A 25569-nucleotide genomic window follows, 5' to 3' on the forward strand; every position below is an offset into this window, starting at 1 on the left:
CGGAGGCCGCCAATTTCAATTCCGGCGTTTTTTATGCCGGAATCATGCTTTCTGGATATTCGAGCATAGGGTTCGGCTTGATGGTTCGAGTATTGATGATAAAGGCTGAAGAAAAATGACCAACAGTTCTTGCAATCCGGTGCGCTGCCGGATTTTCCATAGTTGGGAATAAACGCCATAGAATCCATTCCGGCTGTTTATTCCGGACAATGAAAACATGGTTTATTATCCTGCCAGCGCTCGCTTCAGCATTTTCCGGTATTCTTCCGCCGGCACTTCATAGGTTCCGAATTTCAGCAGATGCGGCGTTGTCCACTGGGTATCCAGGAAAAGGAACTGGTGCGCCCGCAGGTATTGCACCAGGGCCACCAGGGCAATCTTGCTGGCGTCCGTTTTCCGGTGGAACATGCTTTCCCCGAAAAAAGCTTTTCCCAGGGCTACTCCGTACAGGCCTCCCTGCAGCCCTTCCTCGTCCCAGCATTCCACACTGTGGGCAAAGCCCATCTCGTGAAGCTTGCCGTATGCTTCTTCAATCTGTCCGTCTATCCATTGTTCTTCCGGCTGGTCCGTCCGGGCGCAGGCATGGATCACCTCCGGGAAAGCGGTGTCCATCCGGAGTTCAAAAGGTTTTTTATTCAAAGCCCGTTTGAGGCCGTGGGGGATGTGAAAGCGGTCGTCCAGGGGAATCAGGGCGCGCGGGTCCGGTTCGTAAAAGGAGATTTCTCCCGTTTCCGGGTCCGCCATGGGAAAACATCCCTGGCAATAGGCGGAGAGGACAAGTTCCGGCGTTAATCTGTCATTCATCTGATATGGTCCAGCAGTTTGCCCAGGGCAGGGGAGTTCAGCGCCTTGCGGTCCGGAGAGGCCATAGGCAGACCGTGGATTTTGTCCAGCGGCACGAATTCCTCTCCTTCCCTGAGGAGAGGCGTATCCGTCACATGGTGGATGTAGCGGGTCACCCTGTAGCGGGTAATGCTGTAGGTCTGTTTCAGGACATGGGGCAGGGAAAGGGTGTGCTCGTCCTCCCTCTGGGGGAAGCGGTACATGCCGGCATGGCGCTTGCCTTCCGGGCATTTGGCCAGCAGGACGGATTTGCCGCGGATGTAAAGAATGTCGTGATGCTCCACCCGGGTGACTTGCGGCTTGGGATTTTTGACGGGAAGCGTTTCCGGCCGTTCCGCGGAGCAGAAGGGGCGCACGGGGCACAGCAGGCAGTTCGGGGAACTGATACTGCAGCAGGTTTGCCCCAGTTCCATGATGGCTGAATTGAATTCACGGGCATGTTCCGGGTCCACCAGGCTTTCCGCGCGGCTCCACAGGTATTTTTGGCCTTCCGTGGAATCCACGGGAACGGAATAATTGTCAATGCGGGCCAGGACGCGCGCCACATTGGCGTCTACGATGGGAGCCGCCTTGTTGAAGGCGAAGGAGAGAAGGGCTCCCGACGTATAGGGGCCGATGCCCGGCAGGCGTTTCAACCCTTCCGCGTTGTCCGGGAACCGTCCTCCGAACTTGTTGACGATTTCCCTGGCGATGGCCTGGAGGGAGCGCACGCGGCGGTAATAGCCCAGTCCTTCCCAGGAGCGCAGGGCCGTCTGCTCATCCACGGCGGCCAGATGGCCCGGGGTGGGGAACTGGCGCATCCACCTGTCATATCTTCCCAGAACGGTGGGAATGGTCGTCTGCTGCAACATCAGCTCGGAAACCAGGATGTGCCACGGATCCGTTGTCCGCCTCCACGGGTAGTCTTTCCCTTCGCGTCTGAACCATTCTACCAGCGCGTTCCGGAAAGCATGGACGTTAAAATGGGAGGTGGCGTCAGTCATGTTTTTGTTCAAGGGCCCGGCGCATGGCGGAAATATCCGGTTTGACGCCGAACCAGCGTTCAAAGGAGAGGGCCCCCTGGTGAACCAGCATGGAAAGGCCGTTGGAAACTCTGGCGCCCTGAAAGCGGGCTTCCATCTGGAAGGCATCGTCATGCGTCTGTAAATCGTAAACCAGATGGTGGGCGGAAAGCAGTGCGGGAGGCACGGGGGAAGGGTCCGTAGGCTTCAGGCCGAGGGAGGTGGCGTTGACGATCAGGTCCGCATCCTCCACGGCGGCATTGAAACGGGGAGTATTGTTCTGGTGGGCCGCCAGGCGGTCGGAGGCTCCTTCCAGCCTGTGTTCGTCAATGAAGAAGGAACTCAGCCTGTTTTTAAGCTCCTGAAGCTTTTCTTCCGATCTTCCGGCCAGCGTCAGCCGTTCACAGCGCTGCATGGCGCAGGTGTAGGCCAGGGCTAGCCCGGCTCCGCCGCAGGAACCCAGAAGGGCCACTTTCAAATCGCGCAAATCCACGGAAAATTCTTCCCGGATGGCGCGGGCGAAACCCGGGCCGTCCGTGTTGAAGCCGGAGACGGAACCGTCCTTTTGAAAGACGAGCGTATTGACGGAGCCGGTGACGCGGGAAAGGGCGTCTGTGTCACTGCACAGGGAACAGGCAGCCTGCTTGTGGGGCACCGTCACGTTGGCCCCCGTGAATCCCCTTTCCCTGAGGAGCCGCACCACCTCCCCGAATTCTTCCGGAGAGGCCTGTATGCGGATATAACGGGCGCGAATGCCCGCCGCGTCCAGCGCGGCCTGCTGCATGGCGGGAGATTTGGAATGGGCAATGGGAAACCCGATCACGGCCAGCCTGGCGAGAACGGATTCCCCGGCGTCAAACGGATGTCCTTCATCCACAAGGTCAGCCAGGGTATAGTAGGGTTTCATGGAAGATAAAGGTGCGGCTTCAGGCGTATGCGGCGGACTATGAATGAAATGCTGCCGGATTTCAAGGCAAACGCCTATCATTCCTTTTCCCGCGCTGCGGTTTTTGTTGGCTTCCTTCGGAAGTTTGAGTCTGGGCGGGGCCTGGGCATGGTATGCTGAAAGGCCGTCCGTCTTGAACGGGGCCTGTACCAGGGGAAAAATCCCTTCTCCGTAAATTCGCCGGGCGGAACCCGGCAGCAACCGGATTCCGCCCGGAAAGAGCGGGTATGGAATGATTTATTCCCCGCAGCCGCCGTCCTTGTATCCGCAGGAGCGGCAGGATTTGCATTTGCCGTCCTGGACATAGGCCAGGGAGTGGCACTGCGGGCAGAGGGAGGCTCCGTTGAGCATTGTTCCTTCCGGAACCTTTCCGACGGGAATTTCCGGAAGGGCCGGAGTAGCGGGATGCGCCGGAGCGGTGATGATGCGGGGGGGCAGCACGCTTACCGTCGTATCCGGAGCCTGGCCCGGAAGGCTGACGCTGGGGATGGAGAACACGTCCCGCAGGCGGTAGCCGTTGCTTTCAGGGAAAAGCCACGCCAGAATCTTGGCAATCAAATCCACCACGGAAGCGCAGGAGCGGATTTCCGTGCAGGTATCCGCCTCCGTATCATCCCCCACGCGGCAGAACCCGGAGGGCTCGAAGGAGTAATTGCGGAATCCCTTAACCACTTCCTTGAGAGGCACGCCGAACTGAAGGGCGGTGGAGAGGAGCTTGCAGTAAGCTTCAAACATGCCGGAAGCGAAGGAACCGACTTGTCCCAGGCGTCCGAAAACTTCCCCGCAGGTGCCGTCCGCATAGACGCCTACCGTCAGGTAGCCCGTCAGCTGGCCTCCCACGGAGAATTTGACGGTCTGGCCCAGGCGGCGGCCGGGCAGCTTGCGCTGGCGCGGCTTGGATGCCTCCGCGATGATTTCGTCAATGGCGTCTGAGCCGGCATTCACCAGCTGTTCCCAGACGTGGTTGGCCTTGAACATGCGCGTTTCCGGGGTATCCACCACGTAAACGGCATTCGCCTTGGAGCCGGCGCGGAAGATGGCGATGCACTTCACGCCCAGTTCGTGGGACATGATGAGGGAATCGTAAATATCCTGCACGCCGGCGGAGACGGGCATATTGACCGTCTTGGAGCACGCGCCGGAGATGAAGGGCTGGAGGGCGCCCAGCATCAGCACATGGCCGGCGGGGGAAATGGCGCGGATGCCGTTGCCGTTGGTGGCGGCGCAGTCAAAGACCGGCAGGTCCTTCTTATTCAGCCACGGAATGGATTCAATATGAGCGGCCCCGTTCACTACGGCTAGTTCGTCCGCCGTCAGCACGGCCATGTTGGCCGGGTTGCTGATATAGGCCACTTTTTCCTGAATTTCACTGCGGGATTCCGTGCCGGAGAGCAGGCGGCGCCAAGCGAGGCGCACGGGGCCGGCCTGGTCATTGCAGGGGTCCACAATGAGCTGGTTCACGACGGAATCCATATTCCCCTGGAACGCGGAAATCAGGCCGTCCAGACCCGCCACTTCCAGAGCGGCTTCATTGACGAAGTCTTCCGGGTAACCCAGGGCGCGGAGGCCTTCCAGGGCCAGGCGGTTGAACATCTTCAGGGAGCCGCCGCCCGCCAGCTGCTTCCATTTCACCAGCGTGTAGTCCGGTTCAATGGAAGTGGTGCCTTCGTCATAGCAGCCCAGCGGGGCGGAAATGGTGCCCGTGGGGGCCATTACGGAAACAAACGCGTTGCGGTGCGCCGTGGCCTTGATCACCTTCGCCCACATGTCGGAAGCGGCTTCCGCCAGCTTGGCCGCGGGAGCGATGCGCTCCCTGTTCATCATGGTGGGGGCCTTGAAGCTCTTGAGGTAGGCATGCAGGGCATAGGAGGCGGTGAGCCCCTGCGCTTCCGGCAGGATCCCTCCGGCATTGGCGATGATGTTTTCAATCAGGTCGTCCAGCGTCTTGGAATCCTTCTGGGAGGGCAGGGCGCTTGCCAGTTTCTGGGCTGCGTTGTGCAGGCGCAGCACGGCGAGCAGGTCTTTCTTGCTGGCGGGGTATTCCACATAGGAGCCCAGTTCCGCGCCCATTTCCGCGGAGGCCGTCCAGCAGGCCGCCGTCAGGGCGCTGCAAAGCTGGGAGGCAATCCAGCGGCCTTCGTCGGAATCGTAAGGCACGCCCAGGGCCATCAGGGAGCCGCCCACGTTGGCGAATCCGATGCCCGTGGTGCGGTACTTGTAAGTGCCTTCCGCGATTTCTTCAATCGGGAAGCCGCCGCGTTCCACATTCAGGTCCGCGCAGACCATGGCCAGGCGGGCGGCGTGGGTCAGGGCGTCCGCATCGAAAACTGGCTTGCCGTCCTCTCCCCTGGTCAGGAAGCGGTAGGCGTTGAAGGAGGAAAGGTTGCAGCTCGTATTGTTCAGGAAGACGTATTCCGAGCAGGGATTGGACGTGGTGATGGTGCCGATGGACTTGACGGGGTTCCACAGGTTGATCACGTCGTTATTGTGCACGCCGGGTTCCCCGTTGTCCCAGATGGACTGGGCCATGGCTTCCAGAAGTTCCTGGGCGCGGAACGTCTGTTCGATGTGGGCCGGATTCGTGACCCAGCGCGTATAGGTGTTGCCGTTATTGGCGAGCGCCTGCCAGAAATCCCCCTTCAGGGAAACGGAATGGTTCGCGTTCTGGTGGGAGAGCGTTTCCCCGTACAGCAGGGCATCCATGTGCGGGTCAAAACTGTTCCGCGTAGCCAGGGGCAGGGAAAGAATGACGCGTGCGGCGGCCTTTTCCGCCGGAGTGCCGGCAACCAGCTTGGTTTCCGCAATCTGCTTGAGCTCCACATGCACGTTGTGTTCGCGCAGGATAACCTTGGCGATGTCTTCCTGGCGGTTCTTCGTATTGATGAATTCGAAAATATCCGGGTGGTCGCTGAACATCAGGACCATGCGTGCGGCGCGGCGCGTCTTGCCTCCGGATTTGATGGCTCCGGCCATGCGGTCCCAGCCGCGGTCGAAGGAGATGGGACCGGAGGACCGGCCCTTGCCGCTGATGGGTTCCTTGGAGGACCGGAGGGTGGACAGGTTAATGCCCACGCCGGAACCGGACGCGAAAATACGGCCTTCCGTCGTCAGGTGGTCCAGAATATCCTCCATGCTGTCTCCCACTTCCGTCAGGAAACAGGCGGAACACTGGGGATATTCATACGTGGACTGGACCGTGAAGGTTTTCAGATTGTTCTTGGTCCCCTTGGTATGGTAGGCCTTGTTGCCGTGGCCTGTATAGCTTTCCCTCAGGTCCGGGCGTCCCCAGCGCCACTGCTCCCAGTGACCGATGTTGAACCAGACGGGGGAATTGGGCGCCCATACCTGCTGCACCAGCATGGCCTTGATTTCCTCATTGAAAATTTCCGCGTCTTCCAGCGTGGCGAAGTAACCTTCTTCCCATCCCCATACGGTATAGGTATTGGAAATGCGGTCGTAAATATTGCGGAAGCTGTCTTCATATTCCAGGGAGCCGGGTTCGCTGCCGAAAAGGTATTTGTCCGCCGTGATTTTGACGGCGTTGTCATCCCAGTGGGCGGGAGCTTCCAGACCCAGACGCTCGTAAATGGTCTTGCCGGTTTTCCAATCCATAATGCGGACGTCGCGGCGCGTCCAGTCCACTTCATCATAGGGGTGGACTTCATTGTGTGAAAATCTTCTGGTGAATTTCAAACCGCCCAGCAGGTCTTTCCTCTGGGGGAGGATAATTTCCTGGCCTGTGCGCAGTTTGAGTATGGTTTGCGAGTTGTCTGTGGTCATTGGCTTGCGAAGTAGAAAGATTTGGGAACAATCCCGTAAGGCTTGCGCTTCGTCGTGGGGCGGCGGCGCGTAGCGTGTGCATTATCTACTGAAAAATAATCCTGATGAAAAGGAAATATTGTACAGTATTTTTTTATATACACTATATATTGTGTTGTTTGTCCTGTTTTCTAGAAAAAATTCTCCTGTCTTGCGTGATTTTTTCCTGTTCTTTGCACGCTTCCTTTTTTTGTTTGGCGCATGATATCGCAGGGTGTTTGAGGGCTCTTCCGGCAGGCGGGCGGTTCATAAAAAAGCTGGTAATAAGAGCGCGTTAACAGCGCCTGGTGGGCGAAAAAATACGGTCTTCTTGCAAATACGCAACAATGGGGTCTAACTGTTGCCAATGAGTGAATTGTGTTGTATTATGACGTGAAAACCCTCCAATGCTCCTTGGTGTGTTTTTACCTGGTTGTACCTGGAACCATGTTTACGACTCTCCGGTAGAAGGATGTCCCGGCATCAACTCGGCGGTTTGCATAGGGCATGAGGCGTGCGTTTCGGAGTTTGGAACGAATGTTTCCTGCTGTGGACGTTGCTGGTTAAAGGGAGGGCTGAAGGCTGCCCTTTGTTGTTCAGGGGAAAGGGCGGGTACGGAAAGGGCCTGTCCTCCCTCCCCTAAATGGACTTGATGAACGGGCTGCAGCGCGTTAATCTAACGGTCATGAGATTGGCTACCCTGATCTGGCTGGCCGGCATTGCTTGCTGCGTGCCGGGCATGGCCGCCGAACCCCAGCGTAAGGAACAGACCGCCGCGGAAAAAGCCACGCAGCCCCGTCAGCAGGAGATATCCCTTCAATGCATTGCTCCGGTTCCCGGCTTGCCCGTTCCCATGGATTTGACGCAGGCGGACGGAATCCGGCTGAACGCCCTGGACGTTACTGTTTCCCTGAAGCAGCACCAGGCTTTCCTGATTTACACCTGCGCGCTGGATATCCCCAGGGGAGTAAAGGGCAAGACCATTTCCGTAGGCGTGCCGTTCCAGTATGAGCCGCCTGATGAACAGGCCAATGCCGCCAGTCAGGAACCCATACGAAGCATCCCTTTTACGAAAGCGGTTCAGGATGTCGTGACGTCCGTGGATGATTTGAAATGTGATTATTCCCTGGTGGAGGGGAGGCATTTTCAGGCGGACGCTCCCTCCATGTTCCCCATTGCCGGAATAACTCACTGGCTGGCGGCCCAGGTTCCCAATAAGGCGGGAATCCATGTTCTTACCTTCCAGTTTGCCGTTCCTTATACGCAGGATGTTACCATTACGCCGGAACCAAAGGTCCACATGGGGGAACCGCGCCTGACGCTGTTTACCGCTCCGGTAATGACCTGGACAGGGGGCACCCCTAGGGCGGTGGTCAATGTGTACAGCTCGGAGATGACCAACCAGTCTGTTAAGCTGGATCCCTCTGCGGATGCCAAATCCATTGTGACGACGCCCAAAGGCGTTTATACCTGGTCTCTGCTGGGAGCGAACGGCAGGCCCTACGCTCCCTCCGTGGTGCTGACTCCGGGCCCCGGTTGGGTGCTGGACAAGGATGGGCGGATTACCGTCCGCGGAGAAAAAGGCGTTTTGACGGACCAGTACGATGTAACGGCCAGTTCCACTCTGGACAGGGACCCTTACGGGGCTCCATGTTCCCCGGAGAATCTGAAGAAAAGTTCCGGCTATTGGGCGGAAAGCGTTTCCAGAGACGGCCAGGGGGAAACACTGGAAATCAGGCTCAGGAAACCCGGCCGGCTTCTGGGCATCATGCTGGAGACCGGCATTTCCCCGGTAACCAACCCGGAAAAGGATTCGGAAGCCCGAAGGCACCCGAATATTGCCTATTCCATGTTCAGCCGCCCCAAAAGCATCCAGGTGACGCTGAATGGAACTTATACTTTTGACGCCACGCTGCGGGATGACTGGACTCCGCAGATCGTTGTGCCTCCGTACTACAGGCAGCCTGTGCACACCATCAAAATCAGGATGAATTCCATTTATCGCGGAACCGGGACATCGGATACCTACATCGGCATCCTTAAGCCGATTGTGCAATAAAGGCCTGTCCGGGCTCTTTTTTTGGGAAACGGGAGGGACGTTTTCGCGGGGATTCAGACGGAACAGGGGGAAAAAATCCCATTTCAGTGGCGGAGCATGGAGCTGCCCGTGCGGCCCCTGGGATAACGGCGGAAGGGAAGCGTGAGCAGGTACATCAGCGCCAGCGCAGGAACCTGCATCCACAGCAGGGACCAGGGCCATGGCCCGAGAAAGTCCAGCACGGAACCTCCGGCGGGCGTGGCTACGGTAAACCCGTAATTGGTTCCCAGGAGCATATTGACGGGATGGATAGCGGCCAGATACGCGTTCGCCAGCAAAAAAGCCCACAGGAAGTCCCATCGCGCCGGTTTCCATTTCAGCGCCAGAGGCAGGTAGAGCGCCGTGATTACTGTCACGCCGTGGGACAGGAAAAAGGCAACATAAGTCCATGAGGGGAAATCATGGGCCACGGAAGGAGTCACCAGCCCCTGCAGGGTGGCGCACAGCACGCAGTAATAGGCCACGGAGCGCAGCCGCCGGGAGGGTATCCACAGGCTCAGGGCGCACACCACCTGCATGACGGAGCAGAAATGCAGGGGAAGCATCCATGTCCAGTTCTTCTCCGGTTCATCGGCCAGCATGGCGGCCAGGTCGGGAACCAGGCTGAACAGGCAGGCCGCCCCCAGCCAGAAGGTAGTGCGGTTTCTGACGGTTTTCTTGTAGGACTGCCCCAGCTCCAGGATGCAGGTTCCCGCCGCCAGGAGTGCGGCCAGGGCCGCCCAGTGGGAAACACCTGCGAATTCCAGTGGAGGGACGCCATTCATGCAACCTTCACCATAACAGAAAGAGGGGGGAGAGGGCAACGCAGAAAAGCGGGATGGGTTTCAGACTTGCAAATTCGCCTTCTCCGGGCATACTTGCCTGCGGATGAAACAGGGCTTGTTCATATTGGTCTGCGGTTTGCTGGCGGCCGGTCTGACCGGGTGCGACGATTCCAGTGAACGTCGCGCCCGTTATGCGGAAAAAAAGCCCGCTCCGCGTCCTCTGGAAAGGACGTTTGACCCTCCCAAAAAAGTCCTCCCGCCCGCAAAACCCAAGAAAAAGGCCCCCGTATGGATGGATTACAAGGGAGAGGACATGCGGCAGCTTACGGAACTTTCCGGCCGCAAGGTACTCCTTGTTTTTTACGCTTCATGGAGCCGTCCGGCCATGGATTACGTCCAGGCGGTAAAATCTTATGCCGAATCGCAGGACGGCAAGGCATTTGCCGTGCTGATTGATGCGGACGCCTATCCGGACATAGCCCGCAAATATGGCCTGGAAGCCGTTCCTCTAACGGTTCTGTATCTGGAAGGAATGAAGCTGAAGGATATGGTTGGCGGCATTACTGCGCCGCGCCTGAACGAACTGATTGAGCAGACGATACGGGTGCAATAACAGGGATTGACTGCGGCAGCCCCTGCGCGGTGCGGAGGACGGTGGATTCCCTGTAGATGAACCTTCTGTTTGTTGTGCTTTTTTGCTCCGTACCTGTAAGGACTTCCCTTTCCCCCGGAGAATTCCGTTCATGGAGGCATGGATTTTAGGTGAACGCTGAAAAACCTGGGCGGCAAGCCGGTAAAACCGGAACAGGGAAAGGGCGGCGTCATTCTCCTGTGTTTCTATGACGGTTATTCCGCCCGCCACAGCATGCGAAGAGAGACGGCCCTTCCTTCATTCGGAATTTGGAAGGAAACGGGGGATGGCGTTCCTCTTCCGGGAAAGGGCTGCTTTTCTCGCCGCATGAAAAAGCCGGTTCACGGGAACGTGAACCGGCGCGGAAAAAAGAGTTGATAAATACTGAAAAAATCAGGCTCCCAGGTTGAACGCCTTATGCACTACCCGGGCCGCTTCCTCAATATCGGATTCGTCCACCATCACGGCAATCTTGATTTCCGAGGTGGAAATCATGCCGATCTTGATGTTGGCGTCCGCCAGGGCCTTGAAAGCGGTGGCTCCTACGCCGGAATGGGAACGCATGCCGATGCCGACCAGGGAAAGCTTGGCCAGTCCAGCTTCCGTTTCCACCTTGACGGTGGAGCCGAGGGCGGCCATGACCGGTTTGAGGGCGGCCTGGGCGCGGCCCAGTTCGTTGGAGGGCATCGTAAAGGACTGGCGGACATAGCCGTCATGGGCAGTATTGGCCAGAATCATATCCAGATTGATTTCCGCTTCTGCCAGGGCGCCCAGTATCTGGGCCGTGTAGCCGATTTGGTCCGGAATGCCGGTAATGGTAACGCGGGCCTGGTTGCGGTCAATGGAAATGCCGCGGATGACGACGGCTTCCATGGAGGGGGTTTCTTCTTGCACGATTGTACCGGGGTTGTTGTTCATGGAGTTGCGAACTTCAAAGACGACACCGAATTTTTTGGCGAATTCCACGGAACGCGACTGCATCACCTTGGATCCGTTGGAAGCCATTTCCAGCATTTCGTCATATGAAAGGGTTTGTATTTTCTTGGCGTCCTTGACCACGCGGGGGTCACAGGTATAGACGCCGTCCACATCTGTGAAAATCTGGCACACGTCCGCTTTCAGGGCGGCCGCGATGGCGATGGCGGAGAGATCGGAACCGCCGCGGCCCAGCGTCTGGACCATTCCTTCTTCCGTAACCCCCTGGAAGCCGGCGCAGATCAGGATGTTGCCTTCCAGCAGGTACTTGTTCATCAGCGTTGGGTCAATATTGTGGATGCGCCCCCGCGTGTGGCTGCCGAAGGTGGTGATCCCGGCCTGCGCCCCCGTGAAGGACACGGCTTTTTCCCCCAGTTCATGCAGAGCCATGCAGAGCAGGGCGATGGACTGCTGTTCGCCGGTGGCCATCAGCACGTCAAGTTCGCGTTCGCAAGGGGTTTCAGACAATTCCCTGGCAAGCCCGATCAGCTTGTCCGTCACGCCGCTCATGGCGGAAACGACGGCGACCACCTGGTTGCCTTCCCTGGCGGTTTCATGGATGCGGCGCGCTACATTGCGGATGCGGTCAATGGTGCCGACGGAGCTGCCCCCGAATTTTTGAACGATAAGAGCCATGTAACAGGATGATATGTAGGTTAGGATTGAGGAAGAAGATGTTCTATGCGCAGGACGCGGGGTTCCGCCGCCACGCAGGAAATGCGGGTTATTTCCTCCAGCGCCTTCTGAAGCTGGCCCCACGGGCAGGAGTGGAGGATGAAAACGAGGTCGTTCCAGGGGGCTCCGCCCTCATCAATATGGCTGGGGAGGGAAGAGGTGGCGGAAATGCCGATGCCGAAGGTGGCCAGAATGCGGGCTATTTCCGCAATGACGCCCGGCTGGTCCACCACCTGGAAGCGGACGTAATACGGAGTGACCGTATCATTAATGTGCATGATCCCGCAGGCCTTGGCATAGGGATTGAAGCCCGTATGGTATTCCGGATAGCGGCTTTCCCGCATGGCGGTGATGACGTCGCTGATGACGGCGGAGGCTGTGGGGTTCTTGCCCGCTCCGCGGCCGTAAAACAGCGTTTCCCCCACAATATCCCCGTTGACGGAAATGGCGTTGAACACGCCGTTCACGGAAGCCAGGATGTGCCAGTCATGGACAAAACAGGGCTGGACGCGCAGTTCCAGGGCGTCTTCCTGCCCCTCATGGTATCGGATGACGACAAGGAGCTTGATGGTATAGCCCAGTTTTTTGGCAAACTCGAAATCCCGGCTGGTGATGTTCTCAATGCCTCTGACGTAAATTTTATCCGGGGAAATGGTTGTCCCGTAGGCCAGCATCGCCAGGATGAGCGCCTTGTGGGCGGCATCCCAGCCGTTGACGTCCAGGGAAGGGTCTTCTTCCGCGAAGCCCAGCTTCTGGGCCTGGGCCAGGGCGTCCGCGTAATCGGCCCCGTGTTCCCCCATGGCGGAAAGAATATAGTTGGACGTTCCGTTAATAATGCCCACAATGGAATTGATGTGGTTGCAAATCAGGGAATTCTGCAAGCTCTGGATAATGGGGATGCCGCCGCCGGCGGACGCTTCAAAATAAATGGGGGTGCCCATTTCCGCGGAGAGCTTGAAAATCTCCGCTCCGTACTCGGCCAGAAGAGCCTTGTTCCCCGTAACGACGGGCTTGCCGGCCCGGAGGGCCAGCGTCACCAGGTCGTAAGCCTGGCGCGTCCCTCCAATCAGCTCAATAATGATGTCTATTTCCGGGTCATTGACCAAATCCTGCCAATCGTCCGTCAGCAGTTCCCGGGGAACGACGGTTTCCCTGGGCTTTTCCAGGTTGCGCACGGCGATGCGCTTGAGCCTGAAAGGAATCTTGCTCCGGGCTTCCAGAAGGGCGTGATTGCGGCACAGCGTTTCATAAACGCCGGAACCGACCGTTCCCAGCCCGGCAAGCCCCAGTTGTATAGGTTTTTCCGTCATTCCTGCCGGGGGATTATGCAAAAAAATCCCTGTAACGCAAGAGCTTTTACCGTCCCGGAATGCCGTATGCGAGCCGTTCATGGAGTACCTCTCTTTCCGGCCTTCTCCTTCACCACCGCATGCTTCATGCGCGGCAGTACGGCTGTTGGATTTTCAAGAATTTTGCGCGGATGATGGGAAATGGCGTTCAAGCGCGCTCCGGGAGAGGATGAATCCTGAAAAAGGCAACAAAAAACCCTCCTTGAAGGAGGGTTGGATTGGCAGCCCCACCAGGACTCGAACCTAGAAATACTGAACCAAAATCAGGTGTGTTACCAATTACACTATGGGGCTGTCTGCTCAGGCATTTCTGCCGTTGCGGGGCGTAGTAAACCACACGGGGCGCAGTCTGGCAAGAGAAAAATGCCCTGTCTCCCTTGTTTGAAGGTCAATGCCCCGGCTTGATGACGCGTGTATAGCTCAACCGTTTGAACATCAGCATGGGTATGGCTACGCCGATGACCAGGGAAAAGATGATGAAGAAGGCGGTGATGCCGTTTTTGCAGATGTCCACGATCAGCCGGTTCATGACGGCCGCGTCCTGGTTCTCCTGCATGAACTGCATCAGGGCCAGAATGGTCTTATAGGCGTACACGCCGGGAATCATGGGAAGCAGGGAAGGGAAAGCAAATATTTCCGCCGGGCATTTTACCAGCTTGGCCGTCATGACGCCCAGCATGCCTATGGTGAAGGCGGCAATGAAGGTGGCGCTGGAAATGTCAATGGTCCAGGAATGCTGCATGTAAAAGCGGAAAGCGTGGCCGACGGCCGCCAGAACGGCGGAAACGGCAATGGCGCGCTTGGGCGGATTGGAGATGACGGCAAATCCCGTGGCGGCGATGGCAGCCATCAGCCCGTCCAGAAGGATGGATGAAATAAAATCCGGATTCATAAGCTGTTTACCCCGACGATGAGCATGGTTGCGGAAAGGCCGATGGCGATGCAGACGATCATCATGATGGAGTGGACGCCGCGGGAAATGCCCATCAGGATGTGGCCGTGCATCAGGTCCATAATGGAGTTGATCATCTGGACGCCGGGCACCAGGAACAGGACGCTGGTTGCCAGGGCGATCTGCGGTGTGGAGCCTATCTGGAAAAGGACGGCGCACGCGGCCGCCATGGAAGCGGTGAAGGCGGAAAGGATGATGACCCCCAGCGGATTGTATTTCAGCCGGGTAAGCTGCTGCTTGGCCAGAAAGCCCAGCATGGTGGCGGCGAACACGGTCAGCATGGCCCACAGGTCTCCGTTAAACAGGCGGCAGAAGGCGGCGTTGCCCACGCTGACCAGGAGCAGGTCCGTCCAGCGGGAAAATCTTTTGGTGCGCACCATGGAGCGGAATGCCTGTTCCATTTCCGCAATGCTGACGTTGTTGTCCACCGGGAGCCAGCTCAATTCACTGAGCTGCTGGATCAGGTTCAGGTTGAACGCCAGAGGTTTCAGTTTCCGGACGGAGGTGCGGCGCAGCGTCTCGTCATCCTTGCAGATCAGGCTCATGGTGATATTGCGCTGGAAAATGGTCATGTCCGCGCTGTATCCATACGCGGCGGCAATGCGGGAAATATTGCGCACGGCGCGGTTGGTATGCACTCCCGCGCCCATGAGGGTGGTGGCGTATTCCAGCAGGAATTCCGAAAGGGCCTGTATCTGGTCGGTATGCTGCATCAAAGGGAAAGGGGAGGTCAGGGCCGGGAGGCCCGCTTTCTGGAGGCGTAATCCTCCTGCTGGTCTTCCCCAGTGACGCCCACGGAGAAATAAGTGCTTTCCGGATGGGAGAAGACGAGGGCGCAGACGGAAGAAACGGGCTGCATCATCCATGTTTCCGTCAGGCTCATGCCCGCTTCCTCCCGGGCGTGGAGCAGGGTGAAGACGGTTTCCTTTTCCTGGTGGTCCGGCTGGCTGGGGTACCCGCAGGCAGGACGCACGCCGGACCCTTCCGGAATATTCCACAAAAGGCGCAGCTTATCATGGGCGATGGCCGCGAAAGCCTCCACCAGGCGGTCCGCCAGAGAGCTGACCAGCAGGGCGCGGTAGGAGTCGTTTCTGGCTTCCCATTCCTTTGCCCAGCGGCGGGAGCCGTGGATGCTGACCGCCATGGCTCCTACGTAATCCCTGACGCCTTCGGGAGCGATGAAGTCCGCCAGCGCCAGCCGGGGTTTCCCCTGTTTGTCCAGTTGCTGGCGCTGCGTTAGCAGCGTAGCCAGGGGAATGGTTCTGGATTCATCCGCCCAGACGGTGATGTCGTCATGACTGGCCGTTGAATTGGCCGGGAAAATGCCTATGACGCCGCGCGCCTGGTAGCGGTTTTCCTTCACGGCCTGTTCCAGCAGGCGGAGGGCGTCCTGGTACAGAGCCGCGGCCGCCTCAGCCTTGGACGGGTCCTTGGTGCGGAACTCCCGGCGGGCGCGGTCCCATGTGCCGTGCAGCTCCCAGGCGTGGAAAAAAGGCGTCCAGTCCATGCGCTCGATAAGCTCCTGAACAGTTACGTAATAACGCGGATCGTCACTGCAGCAGCCGCAGCTTACGGAGCTGTGCAGGCTGCCGATGGAAACCGGGCCCAGACGGGCGGGAACGGGGGGGAGATAGCCGCCTTCCGCCCCCTTCCACCGCAATTCCCTGGCTTTCTCCAGGGGCAGGAGGTCTCGGACTGGTTTGTTTTCATGATTGTTGCGCAATTCCTCCTGCCGGGCTTTCACGGCGGCAATGTAGGAATCCTTTTTTTCTCCCACCAGGGAGGCTGCTGCGGGCACCACCTGGGAGGCATCCTCCGTATGCACCACGGCTCCTTGATAATGGGGGGCTATTTTCAGGGCCGTGTGCAGGGCTGACGTCGTAGCTCCCCCCACCATCAGGGGAATGGTCATCCCCCGGCGTTCCATTTCCGCGGCTACATGGGACATCTCCTCCAGAGAGGGGGTGATCAGCCCGGAAAGCATCACCAGATCCGCCTGTTCCGCTTCCGCCCGGTCCAGAATGGTATCGCAATGGACCATGACGCCTAGGTCAATCATTTCAAAACCATTGCAGCCCAACACCACGCCGACGATATTCTTGCCGATGTCATGCACGTCCCCCTTCACAGTGGCGATCACGGCTTTTCCCGCCTTGGCGGCACCTTTGCTGTCCGCTTCTATATAGGGGGTGAGCCAGGCTACAGCCTGTTTCATGACGCGGGCGCTTTTCACCACCTGCGGCAGGAACATTTTGCCGTCCCCAAACAGTTGCCCCACAACCTTCATGCCGGCCATCAGAGGGCCTTCAATCACGTTCAGCGGGGAACCCAGCTCCTGAAAAGCCTCCTCCGTATCCGCGTCAACAAATTCGGTAATGCCCTTGATGAGAGAATATTCCAGGCGTTTGGAGACGTCCTGCTCCCTCCAGGCCAGTACGTTTTTTTTCTCCTTTCCGTCTCCGGTTTTTTCCGCAGCCAGTTTTTCCGCGTAGTCCGTCAGGCGTTCCGTGGCGTCCGTCCTCCGGTTCAGCAGAACGTCTTCAATCAGCTTCAGCCTGTCCTTGGGAATATTGTCGTACACCTCCAGCATCCCGGCGTTCACGATGCACATGTCCAGCCCCTGCTGCGTAGCATGGTACAGGAAAGCGGAATGCATGGCTTCCCGCACCGGGTTGTTGCCGCGGAAGGCAAAGGAGACATTGGAAATGCCGCCGGAAATGTGGGCATGCGGCAGGTTCCGGGAAATCCAGCCTGCGGCCTTGAAGAAATCAAGAGCGTAATCGGCGTGTTCCGCAATGCCGGTGCCTACGGTCAGGACGTTCGGGTCAAAAATGATGTCTTCCGGAGGAAACTGCACCCGGTTTACCAGCAAGTCATAGGCCCGTCTGGAGATGCGGACGCGGTCCTCGTAATTGGCGGCCTGTCCCTGTTCGTCAAACGCCATGACCACGACCGCCGCGCCGTACTTTTTAATCAGCGCCGCTTTTTTCAGGAATTCTTCTTCCCCCTCCTTCAGGGAAATGGAATTCACGATTCCCTTGCCCTGCATGCATTGGAGCCCTGCTTCCAGCACTTCCCATTTGGAGGAATCCACCATGAAAGGAACGCGGGCGATATCCGGCTCTGCGGAAACAAGGTTCAGGAAGCGGACCATGGCCTGCGGCCCGTCGATCAGGCCGTCGTCAAAACAGAAATCCAATACCAGCGCGCCATTTTCCACCTGCTGCCGGGCAATGGATACCGCTTCCTCGTAATTTCCTTCACGAATCTGGCGGGCGAACTTGGGGGAACCTGCCACGTTGCAGCGTTCCCCGACAAAGAGGGTGTTTTTTTCCCGCGTATGGTTGTACGCTTCATATCCGGACAGGCGAAGCGCGGGCGTTTGGGGAGCCGGAACGCGCGGAGGCATTCCTTCCACGGCAGCTGCAATGGCGCCGATGTGCTCCGGAGTGGTTCCACAGCAGCCGCCCACGATGTTCAGCAGGCCCTGGTCCGCGTATTCCTTCATGAACCGGGCCATGTCCGTCGGCAGAAGGTCGTAGCCGGTAGGGCTGAGCGGGTTGGGAAGCCCGGCATTCGCGTAAACGGACATGTGGCAATCCGCCAGTCCGGACAGTTCTTCCGCAAAGGGGCGCATCAGGTCCGGCCCCAGGGCGCAATTGATGCCTACGGAGAAGGGGCGCACGTGGCGGATGGAATTCCAGAATGCTTCAATCGTCTGGCCGGACAGCGTGCGTCCGGCTTTGTCCGTCAGCGTGACGGACACCATGACCGGAACAGAGCTTTCCGGTTGTTCCTCAAAAATTTCTTCAATGGCGAACAGGGCAGCCTTGGCGTTCAGCGTGTCGAAAATCGTCTCCACCAGCAGCATGTCCACTCCCCCTTCCAGCAAAGCCAGCGCCTGATCCCGGTACGCCTGCCTGAGCTGGCGGAAATTCACGGCGCGGAAGCCGGGATCATTCACGTCGGGGGACAGGGAACAGGTGACGGGCATGGGGCCGATGGAGCCGGCCACCAGACGGGGCTTGCCGTCTGCAGCTTCCGCTTCGTCGCACGCCTGCCGGGCGAGCGCGGCAGCAGACAGGTTCAATTCCCGGACAAGGGCTTTCAATTCGGGGGCGTCCACCACCTCCTGGAAATACTGCTGGTTCTTGTGGCTGCCTTCTTCCGGACGGCGCCAGAAATAATCATGCTGGCCGATGCTGGTGGCTCCGAATGTGCAGGTTTCCAGAATATCCGCCCGTCCCGTGTCCAGAAAGCGGCGGTGAATATCCAGAATAATATCCGGCCTAGTCAGAACCAGAAGGTCGTTATTATTCTTTAAATCGTTGGGATAGCGTGCCGCGTCCGCGAAACGTTCTCCGCGGTAATCCTTCTCTTCCAGTCTGAATTTTTGGATATTGGTGCCCATGGCGCCATCCAGGATGACAACCCTTTTACGTAACTGGTCTTTCAGGTAATCAAGGCGTTCTGTTCTGGATGATCTGCTCATATGGCGCGGAAAATCTACCGCCCGCCCGTCATTGGAACAAGGACAATTGTCGTCACGTTTTCCTCGTTCCGTTCCGGGGAAATGGTTTCAAGGGGGTGGAAAAGACATGGCGATGATTTACGGAAAGTAAAAAACGCCTGTGAAAAATCGTATGTTTCGTTCTGGATTTTTCGATGGCATAAGAAGCGTTCCCTGTTTTCTTCCCTTTCCATGCAGTCTTTCCTGTTTCATGTTTTTCCTGAGAAAAAAGAATGCGGGTTCTGAAAAAAGAGGGAAGATGTGTGAATAAAATGATAATAACAGGTGTATAACTGGACGGCCGTTGCTATTCCAATAACGGGAAAGTCATTCATGCCGGATAGCGGAACAGGGGATGAAAGTGTACTTTTCCAGTAAAATGATTTGTTGGCAGGCGTTCTTAGCTACACTTGATGAATAAAAATCCCCTCAGAAATGAAGTCCGGCCTTCAGCTTGGAAATGGCCCCGTGTTCTCCCTGGGCTTTGGAGCATACAACACGCAAACGACGGCCTTCGGTTTTTCCACCACCACCAACACCTGGGCTTTTATTTCCTGGCGGAAGACGGCTCTACCTATGTGGAGACATTCCTTGGAGACACGGCATTAGTCAATAAAACGGAAATCAACTATGAAAAGTCAGTTCTCTATTTGAACGGTCTCACCTTGGGAGGCTGGGCCAGCACATCCGGCAACAGCTGTTCCATGACCATCGGTTCCCTCTCCATCCAGCCAGATTCCGGAACCGGCGACATCCTCTCTGGCGTTCCTGGGACTGGGAGGCCTTCTGGCAAGGCGCCGCAGACATTAATGTCTGATTGTTTTTACCTCCCCCGGCAACATCTGGAAAGGTGGCAAACGCATCTGCTTTTGTCCAGCAACTCAGGTCTATTAAAAGCGCTGCTTCTTCCGTCTGTTGAAACTTTCCCGCGTTTCCGTATTTTTTTCCGTATATTCAACATCATTTATACGGTCAGAGGGTTACGAGATACTGAATATACCCCCCCCTTCCTTTCAGAATATTTTATTGATTTTCTATGTTTTTTATAGAATGAATTTGCTGAATATCAACAGATGGAATCTTTTGAGAATCTCGCGGCAGGACTATTCTACATCATTTCTTATTTTTTAATCGTACTGAAAATGATTTCAAACTTGCTTTCTTCTGAAAAAAGGAATCGTCGTGCGGCTTCTTTTCACGTGAAAACGCTTATCTCTTGGCTCTTTGGGACAGGTGGCGTTTTATTCGAAATCACTCATTCAGGTATTCTCCTCGTAACACGGATTTAGAATCCGCAGTTTCATTAATGATAAAAAATTTCAGGAGGGGAGAAGCATTTTTTCTAAACGGCAATGTCCGTTCCTTATGGACGGCAAGAAAGATAGATTATTGAAAATAAATGATTCTTGGATTTAAAAAAAGATATGAATAACAAAAATGCCTTCTTCCCTCTCTTGAAATTTTATCCTTCACATGAAAAGCTGAGAGTTTTTTGTATCCAAGATGGATATCCTCGAAGAACATCGGGATTTTTCTCAAATCTTTTCCTTTCAAGGTAGGAACTTGACTGCGGATTCTAAATCCGTTAGATTTGGATTCAGAAGGTGTTTTGGCATTTTTCTGTGTCAGGCCGCTTCAATTAACTACATGATAAACGACGAGAAAAGACCGGACTTCTCCCATAGGGGGGGGAGGTCCGGTTTTTTCGTATTGGAAATAATTGATGGATAGAGTTTGATGAAAAATATTCATTTTCTCATCGGCAAATTGATACTATCTCCTGAAAGCAGGGAAGGGCCGGAGGGAAGGTAATCAAAGGGCTTTTCAGTCCGCTTTGGCCGGGGATTGCTTTTTTTCTTCCGGCAGGATACCGGGCGGTATGAACAGCGCCGTGGCAGGGATGATGACGGGAGAGGGGATGTCCGGTCCGGACCAGGCTACGGACATGTGGTCCGGGCCTCCATCCTCCTTGTGAATCACCTGAAGGAAATAAAACCGGTCCGCCTCCAGTTGGATAGGTTCGGAAGCCTGGTTGGGCTGATTGCCCCAATTATGGATGTCGGAATATCCTTTGACGGTAGCGATGCAGGTCATGTCCTTCTGGGTAGCATCCTTGCCCAGCCATAATTCTGCGGAATCATCGGAAGACAGGTAAAGGCGGTACTTCCCGCTTGCCGGGACTTTCAGAAGGGCTGTGTAACGGGCCCCGTACCTGTCCCCCTGGTTTTCCACATCCAGATTGCTGATCGTGCGGACATCCGGGGCCGCCGTTTCAAAAATTTTCCTGTGGGTCAAATCCTTTACGGATGCTCCCGGAATGCCGAACCATAATTCCTGCACTACGCCGGGAGAAGGCTTTCCCTCCCCGGAAGAGCCGGAAGCCGTTTCCGTCAGCATGACGCCGCACAGAAAGCTCAGGATGGGTAGAATCATGTTCATGGCCGGAGACACTTTCCTGCAACGACTACGCCAGGAAGCAGGGCAGCCTTTCAAAAACGGCGTCATTCCCGGGGAATCTCCTGTTCATGGCCTCTGTCCTTTTGGCGGCTGGAACTGCTTCTCCAAATCATCCAGCCGATCAGGAACGCCAGAACGCCCAGTCCGGCGACTCTGCGGGGTGTGGAGATGCCGCTGTCCTCCGCCTGGGCCGGCGGCCTTCCTGCAGCAGAAGTCTCCTGGGCATGAACGGAACCGGCCAGAAACAAAATTGCCAGAGCGCAGGCGAATATCATGCGATGAGTAAAAAGAGGGCGTTTCATCATTTATGGAATGGTAAAACAGGAATGAGTCTTATTCAAACACATTTGTTCAGACTGTCCCTGTTTTCGTCTGCATGGGATTTGCACCCCTTCCCAGATTCAGTATTTTCCGGAAAAATTATCCCGGAACAATTTTTTTGTAGAAAAAGCTTGCATGCCCGCTTTGGAAATGATAGATTTCCCCCGTCCTCAACAGGACGCACCAAGACGAAAGTCAAAGGGGTATTAGCTCAGTTGGTAGAGCGCTTCAATGGCATTGAAGAGGTCAGCGGTTCGAACCCGCTATGCTCCACCAAATAAAGGCCTTAAAGCGTTAACCGCTTTAAGGCCTTTTCCTTTGCCGGGCATGTTTTTTCACTTTATGAGCCTGAAAAAGCAAAAGGTTGGAAAGGTTTACAGTAATTCTGTTCGCTGCAGTAATTGCCGGGTGATGAGATGGGAATGGCGTATGTCTGTGGTTTGATCGCCGTCACTATTAAAAAGATCAATAGTTTCCGGAAAAGGGAATGAAGTCATGTTAATGACGAAACAGGCTTTTTCTCCCAGGAGCAAATATCTCCTGGTTTTATTTGAAAAAGCGGATGGGGAAGGATAACGGCCGTTTGCCGCAACAGGGAATATTGCCGCGGGGACCTTTCCTTGAGCTTGTCCAGAAGATGAAGGAATTCGTATTCGAGCTGTTTCTCCGGAAGGAGAAGGGAAGGGGGCCGGTTTTCACAGGGAGAAATTTTGCTTAAATCAAAATGGTAGCCTCTGCGGATGGATTCGTCATGGACGCCTTTCAGGTAGAAATCCAGGACATGAATGGGGTTTCCCGTCTCCCGGAAGCGGAAGAGCTGGGGATGATGGATATAGCCTTTTGTCTGCCCCTGCAAAACTTTGCGTGCCAGGAGGCCTTCTCTCCACAGGGCAACCAGGCCGACAGCATCCAGGTAAGAGGGGTGGAGTGACCAGAGTCTCATGCTTTTTGGACTCAGAAAGGCCGTATCTTGTTGCTTTGAATTGCGCAGCCGGAAAAAAGCCGGGGAAGTTTGGAGGGATGGGGCTGCTTTTATAGGGAAGGAGCCATCTGCTTTCCTGCCGGGTTTCTTATTTACCGGTCAGGCAGTTTTTACATAAGTATTGCCTGTTTGAGGCATTTGCCCCGGTCAGGCCAGGGATATTTCTCCGGGAATGCTGCCGGCCTCCGGTTCGGGAAAAGATGCGGAGCGGACGGGAATCGTTTCTACAGAGGAAGATTGTTCGGTTCTGGTGTTGATGGCTTCCAGAATCAGTTCCACCGTGCGCTCCAGGCCATAGTCGGACGTGTTGACGCACAAGTTGTAGAGGCGTGCATTGCCCAGTTCCTGCCCGGTGTAGTGCAGGCAGTGGGTGCGGCGGCGGGCGTCCATGATATCCATGGCCCGGGCTGCGCCGCCAGGTTTTACCCCGTAGTTTTCAATAACGCGCTGCATGCGCGTGTTCCTGTCCGCATGAAGGAAAACACTGAACAGGTTGGGCCTCCCTTTCAGGATGAAGTTGGCGCAGCGGCCCACGATGACGCACGCCTGACCGGCCGTAATGTCCCGGATAACTTTGCTCTGGGCCAGGAAGGCGGCGTCTTCCGGAGGCAGTTCCTCCGCCGTGTAGGCGTAGTTCTGGGCGTAGAGTTCGTGCAGGAAGCGACTGGAAAGCTGTTGTTCGTGCTTGCGGATGTAGTCCGGAGTGAGGCCGCTCTGGGAGGCCGTGAGGTACACCAGTTCCGAGTCGTAAAATCGGATGCCCAGCTTTTCCGCCAGCATTTTCCCGATGGCATGGCCGCCGGAACCGTATTCCCGGTCAATGGAAATGACCAGAGGGGCGTCCGGAGCATAAACGGCTGTTTGCGCCAGCGAAAGAAGTTCGCCTGAGGCTCCGGGGTTTGCCAGCCGTTCCAGGAGCCTGTCCGGCCAGAAGACGTGTCTGTTGAAAAAACGGACGATCATTCCCACCAGGTCGGCGGCCACCACGGTTCCTTCCCGTATGCCCGTCAATCCGGGCAGGAAGATGAGGGAACAGGCCAGGCCGATGCAGACGAGCGTGCAGTCCACCCCGGTTTTTACGGCGCCGAATTCCCATTTGAAGAGTTTGACGAAGGCCAGGCTCATGCCTTCCGCGGCCAGAAGAACGGCATCTGCCTTAACCTGAAGAAAGACGCCGAACCCGATGACCACGCAGCTGAACAGGCAGAGAATAACGGACCACAGGTATCCGTCCGGTTCCAGAGGCGCCATGAGCCACATGGAAAAATCCGTCAGAATGCCGAAGATAAAAACAATGGGAATCTGGAGCAGATACGCCGGACGGAACTGTCTTTTCAGCAGGGCCGCCTGCACGGCCACAAAACTCAGATGCATGAGGATGGTGACGGTTCCCATGGTTAGCGGGAATGCCAGGCTGAGCACATAGGGCGTGCAGGAGATGGGGGAGACTCCCAGGTCTGCCTTGGCGGACAGAGCGATGCCCAGAGACATGATGAAGAGGGCTGCAATCAGGACGGAGCCGCGCAGGACATGTTCTCCAAAGCTTCTCCGGACACGATAATCTTCCATGATGCCGGATGTTATCTTTTCTGCCAGCGTCAAGTCAAGGGTTCTGCGGAAATGAGGCGTTTTTCCTTTTTCGCTGTCCGCCGTTTCTGAAATTTTCCGCTGTGAACGGGCGGCCCTGGAGGAACGGCGTTCCGTCCTTACCGTTCTTTCAGAGAAAGCCCCGTTTCCCATTCCACTTTTTCATAGAGGCCGTCGGGGGCTCCCGGGCTTGTCAAAGGAAGGCTTTTTCCCTATGTTACCGGGACATTCCTTTTTCAAGTTTATGTCCAAAAAGAAGGAGGCAAAGACAAATGCCATGCGTCTGCTGGATGCGCTGCATATCCCGTACAGGCATTATTCCTATGAATGCCGCGAGTTTGTGGATGCGCGGCATACGGCGGAAGCACTGAATCTGGCGGAGGAGAAGATGTACAAGACGCTGGTAACGGAGGGTGCTCCACGGCAGTATTACGTGTTCGTGATCCCCATAGGCGCGGAGCTTTCCTTGAAAAAGGCTGCCCGAACCGTGGGAGAGAAGGCTCTTTCCATGCTTCCGGTGAAGGATATTGCTGCCGTGACGGGGTATGTGCGCGGCGGCTGCACGGCTTTGGGGATGAAAAGGAAATACCCTGCTGTAATTGATGCCAGCGCGGAGGCCCTGCCGTGTGACCAACCATAAATGCTTGAAAAGGGTTGAATTTGCTTGAAGAAGCTTGAAAGCGGTTGAAAATACGTGCGTTTCAGGGGGAAATGGAAGGGTGGCGCAAGAAGTTACGCCCATAAATGCCCGTAAGGGTCAATTTTGAAAAATCGTAAGGGTCATTTGTCCCATGTGAGACACTCCCGCCAGAGGTCCGCGCGTGTCTCGCAGAAGCCCGGCGAACCCTCCGCGGGCTGGCCGCGGTCAGGGGATGGGAACGCCCAGGCGGTCCGCGGCAATGCGGACATTATCCGGGGAAAGGTCGATGCCGTGGGCGATGTGTCCCAGGTCGCGGGCGGCAACAAGAGTCGTCCCGCTCCCCATGAAAGGGTCGAGGACGCGGGAACCGGGAGGAAGAACCGTCATCAGGTGGCGCATGAGAGGAACAGGCTTGCCTGTGAGGTGCATCTTGTCGGACGGCTTGAGATAATGCCGGAAAACGCCAGCCGGAAACACGCGCGGGCGTTCCTGCTCCTTGCCGATGCTGCCGTGCGTGGCGATAAGGATAAACTCCGACTGGTTGCGGAACATGCCCTGGTGTGGGCGGCAAGCCTCTGTCTTGTCCCAGGTGACGACGGCGCGCCATGTCCACCCCGCCACCTGTAAGGCGTCCGAGGTCAAGGGCAGTTGCCGCCAGTCTGAAAAGACCATCAGCCAGCCGCCGTGCCGGGTTATCCGCAAAGCCTCCTGCATCCACATGACAGACCACAAAAAATGGGTGCGCTGGTCCCTGGTGTCGTTATCAAAAGAAAGATACCTTGAGGAAGACAGGTATTTCCGGGCGGGGGAAAAACCCGGCGGCGAAGGAACTGCTCGCCTCCCTGCCTGTCAATCCCGCATTCCGCCAGACCTACACGGCCCAGGACAACAAGGGGGACGGGGCAAAAACCGGGAAAGCCCTGCTTGCCCAGCATGCCGCCATCACCGACCCGGCGGAACGCCTCGCCTTTTTCCGTGAACACGAAAAAGAGCTGATTGCCGCCCGCGGCTAATCCCTCCCGCCAATCATCACCACACAC

19 protein-coding genes, 2 tRNA genes and 1 pseudogene are annotated in these 25569 nt (G+C 56.5%); 6 read left to right on the forward strand and 16 right to left on the reverse strand.

Annotated elements, in window-relative coordinates; genetic code table 11:
* Positions 1–225: 225 nt before the first annotated feature.
* The 4 genes from aat to CI070_RS04600 all read right to left on the reverse strand — a co-directional run bounded on the left by aat (position 226) and on the right by CI070_RS04600 (position 6570).
* Positions 226–804, reverse strand: a complete 579-nt coding sequence (aat, locus tag CI070_RS04585) for a leucyl/phenylalanyl-tRNA--protein transferase (RefSeq protein ID WP_094137006.1) — start codon at positions 802–804, stop codon at positions 226–228.
* The gene (locus CI070_RS04590) at positions 801–1826 is read right to left on the reverse strand and encodes an A/G-specific adenine glycosylase (protein ID WP_179218505.1); all 1026 of its coding nucleotides are present in this window, start codon (positions 1824–1826) and stop codon (positions 801–803) included. Before CI070_RS04590 ends, aat begins: the two co-directional genes overlap by 4 nt.
* Positions 1819–2751: a shikimate dehydrogenase family protein gene (locus CI070_RS04595; protein WP_179218506.1), complete on the reverse strand. Its 933-nt coding sequence runs from the start codon at positions 2749–2751 to the stop codon at positions 1819–1821. Before CI070_RS04595 ends, CI070_RS04590 begins: the two co-directional genes overlap by 8 nt.
* Before the next feature lie 276 nt (positions 2752–3027).
* Complete coding sequence (locus CI070_RS04600; protein ID WP_094137009.1) at positions 3028–6570, reverse strand: adenosylcobalamin-dependent ribonucleoside-diphosphate reductase; 3543 nt, start codon at positions 6568–6570, stop codon at positions 3028–3030.
* A gap of 703 nt (positions 6571–7273) precedes the next feature.
* On the opposite strand from CI070_RS04600, the gene CI070_RS04605 reads away from it, so the two are divergent.
* A complete protein-coding gene (locus tag CI070_RS04605) occupies positions 7274–8647 on the forward strand; it encodes an NADase-type glycan-binding domain-containing protein (RefSeq protein WP_143245688.1) in 1374 nt (457 codons plus the stop codon).
* Between the two features lie 83 nt (positions 8648–8730).
* On the opposite strand, the gene CI070_RS04610 is transcribed toward CI070_RS04605, so the two are convergent.
* Positions 8731–9450 (reverse strand): YwaF family protein, encoded by a 720-nt coding sequence (locus tag CI070_RS04610; protein WP_094137011.1) that lies wholly within the window; start codon positions 9448–9450, stop codon positions 8731–8733.
* A 115-nt stretch (positions 9451–9565) separates the two neighbouring features.
* Here CI070_RS04610 and CI070_RS04615 point away from each other — a divergent pair, with 115 nt between their 5' ends.
* Positions 9566–10063: a thioredoxin family protein gene (locus tag CI070_RS04615; RefSeq protein ID WP_161994035.1), complete on the forward strand. Its 498-nt coding sequence runs from the start codon at positions 9566–9568 to the stop codon at positions 10061–10063.
* Positions 10064–10474: 411 nt separating this feature from the next.
* Here the strand turns inward: CI070_RS04615 and CI070_RS04620 are convergent, their stop codons facing one another.
* The 6 genes from CI070_RS04620 to metH form a co-directional block, all read right to left on the reverse strand.
* Positions 10475–11692, reverse strand: a complete 1218-nt coding sequence (locus tag CI070_RS04620) for an aspartate kinase (protein ID WP_022196953.1) — start codon at positions 11690–11692, stop codon at positions 10475–10477.
* A gap of 20 nt (positions 11693–11712) precedes the next feature.
* The gene (locus CI070_RS04625; RefSeq protein ID WP_094137118.1) at positions 11713–13041 is read right to left on the reverse strand and encodes a homoserine dehydrogenase; all 1329 of its coding nucleotides are present in this window, start codon (positions 13039–13041) and stop codon (positions 11713–11715) included.
* Positions 13042–13299: 258 nt separating this feature from the next.
* A tRNA-Gln gene (locus CI070_RS04630) sits at positions 13300–13374 on the reverse strand.
* A gap of 94 nt (positions 13375–13468) precedes the next feature.
* Positions 13469–13972: a threonine/serine exporter family protein gene (locus CI070_RS04635; protein WP_094137012.1), complete on the reverse strand. Its 504-nt coding sequence runs from the start codon at positions 13970–13972 to the stop codon at positions 13469–13471.
* Positions 13969–14745: a threonine/serine ThrE exporter family protein gene (locus CI070_RS04640; protein ID WP_094137119.1), complete on the reverse strand. Its 777-nt coding sequence runs from the start codon at positions 14743–14745 to the stop codon at positions 13969–13971. Before CI070_RS04640 ends, CI070_RS04635 begins: the two co-directional genes overlap by 4 nt.
* 17 nt (positions 14746–14762) lie before the next feature.
* Positions 14763–18524 carry a methionine synthase gene (gene metH, locus CI070_RS04645; RefSeq protein ID WP_094137013.1) on the reverse strand — a complete coding sequence of 1254 codons (3762 nt, stop codon included), beginning with the start codon at positions 18522–18524 and terminating at the stop codon, positions 14763–14765.
* Positions 18525–18955: 431 nt separating this feature from the next.
* Here metH and CI070_RS14785 point away from each other — a divergent pair, with 431 nt between their 5' ends.
* Entirely contained in the window at positions 18956–19591 is a 636-nt protein-coding gene (locus tag CI070_RS14785; protein WP_256943588.1) for a hypothetical protein, read from the forward strand.
* A 775-nt stretch (positions 19592–20366) separates the two neighbouring features.
* On the opposite strand, the gene CI070_RS04665 is transcribed toward CI070_RS14785, so the two are convergent.
* Together CI070_RS04665 and CI070_RS04670 are read right to left on the reverse strand one after the other, a co-directional pair.
* A complete protein-coding gene (locus tag CI070_RS04665) occupies positions 20367–20981 on the reverse strand; it encodes a PA14 domain-containing protein (protein ID WP_179218507.1) in 615 nt (204 codons plus the stop codon).
* Between the two features lie 62 nt (positions 20982–21043).
* A complete protein-coding gene (locus CI070_RS04670) occupies positions 21044–21274 on the reverse strand; it encodes a hypothetical protein (RefSeq protein WP_143245689.1) in 231 nt (76 codons plus the stop codon).
* Positions 21275–21520: 246 nt separating this feature from the next.
* Between CI070_RS04670 and CI070_RS04675 the strand changes: the two genes are divergently transcribed.
* A tRNA-Ala gene (locus CI070_RS04675) sits at positions 21521–21596 on the forward strand.
* A 217-nt stretch (positions 21597–21813) separates the two neighbouring features.
* Here CI070_RS04675 and CI070_RS14100 read toward each other — a convergent pair.
* Both CI070_RS14100 and CI070_RS04685 read right to left on the reverse strand, forming a co-directional pair.
* Positions 21814–22263, reverse strand: coding sequence for a pyrimidine dimer DNA glycosylase/endonuclease V (locus CI070_RS14100; protein WP_094137019.1), 450 nt, complete (start codon positions 22261–22263; stop codon positions 21814–21816).
* A gap of 186 nt (positions 22264–22449) precedes the next feature.
* Positions 22450–23871, reverse strand: a complete 1422-nt coding sequence (locus tag CI070_RS04685; RefSeq protein WP_094137121.1) for a cytidylate kinase family protein — start codon at positions 23869–23871, stop codon at positions 22450–22452.
* A 262-nt stretch (positions 23872–24133) separates the two neighbouring features.
* On the opposite strand from CI070_RS04685, the pseudogene CI070_RS04690 reads away from it, so the two are divergent.
* Positions 24134–24511: pseudogene (locus tag CI070_RS04690) on the forward strand (aminoacyl-tRNA deacylase); the annotation flags it as partial.
* Positions 24512–24754: 243 nt separating this feature from the next.
* Here CI070_RS04690 and CI070_RS04695 read toward each other — a convergent pair.
* A complete protein-coding gene (locus CI070_RS04695) occupies positions 24755–25321 on the reverse strand; it encodes a DNA-methyltransferase (protein WP_256943593.1) in 567 nt (188 codons plus the stop codon).
* Between CI070_RS04695 and CI070_RS04700 the strand changes: the two genes are divergently transcribed.
* Positions 25309–25542 carry a hypothetical protein gene (locus tag CI070_RS04700; RefSeq protein ID WP_094137020.1) on the forward strand — a complete coding sequence of 78 codons (234 nt, stop codon included), beginning with the start codon at positions 25309–25311 and terminating at the stop codon, positions 25540–25542. The genes CI070_RS04695 and CI070_RS04700 overlap by 13 nt on opposite strands.
* The last annotated feature ends 27 nt before the right edge of the window (positions 25543–25569 follow it).

The organism is Akkermansia muciniphila (assembly GCF_900184965.1).
Lineage (GTDB): Bacteria > Verrucomicrobiota > Verrucomicrobiia > Verrucomicrobiales > Akkermansiaceae > Akkermansia > Akkermansia muciniphila_A.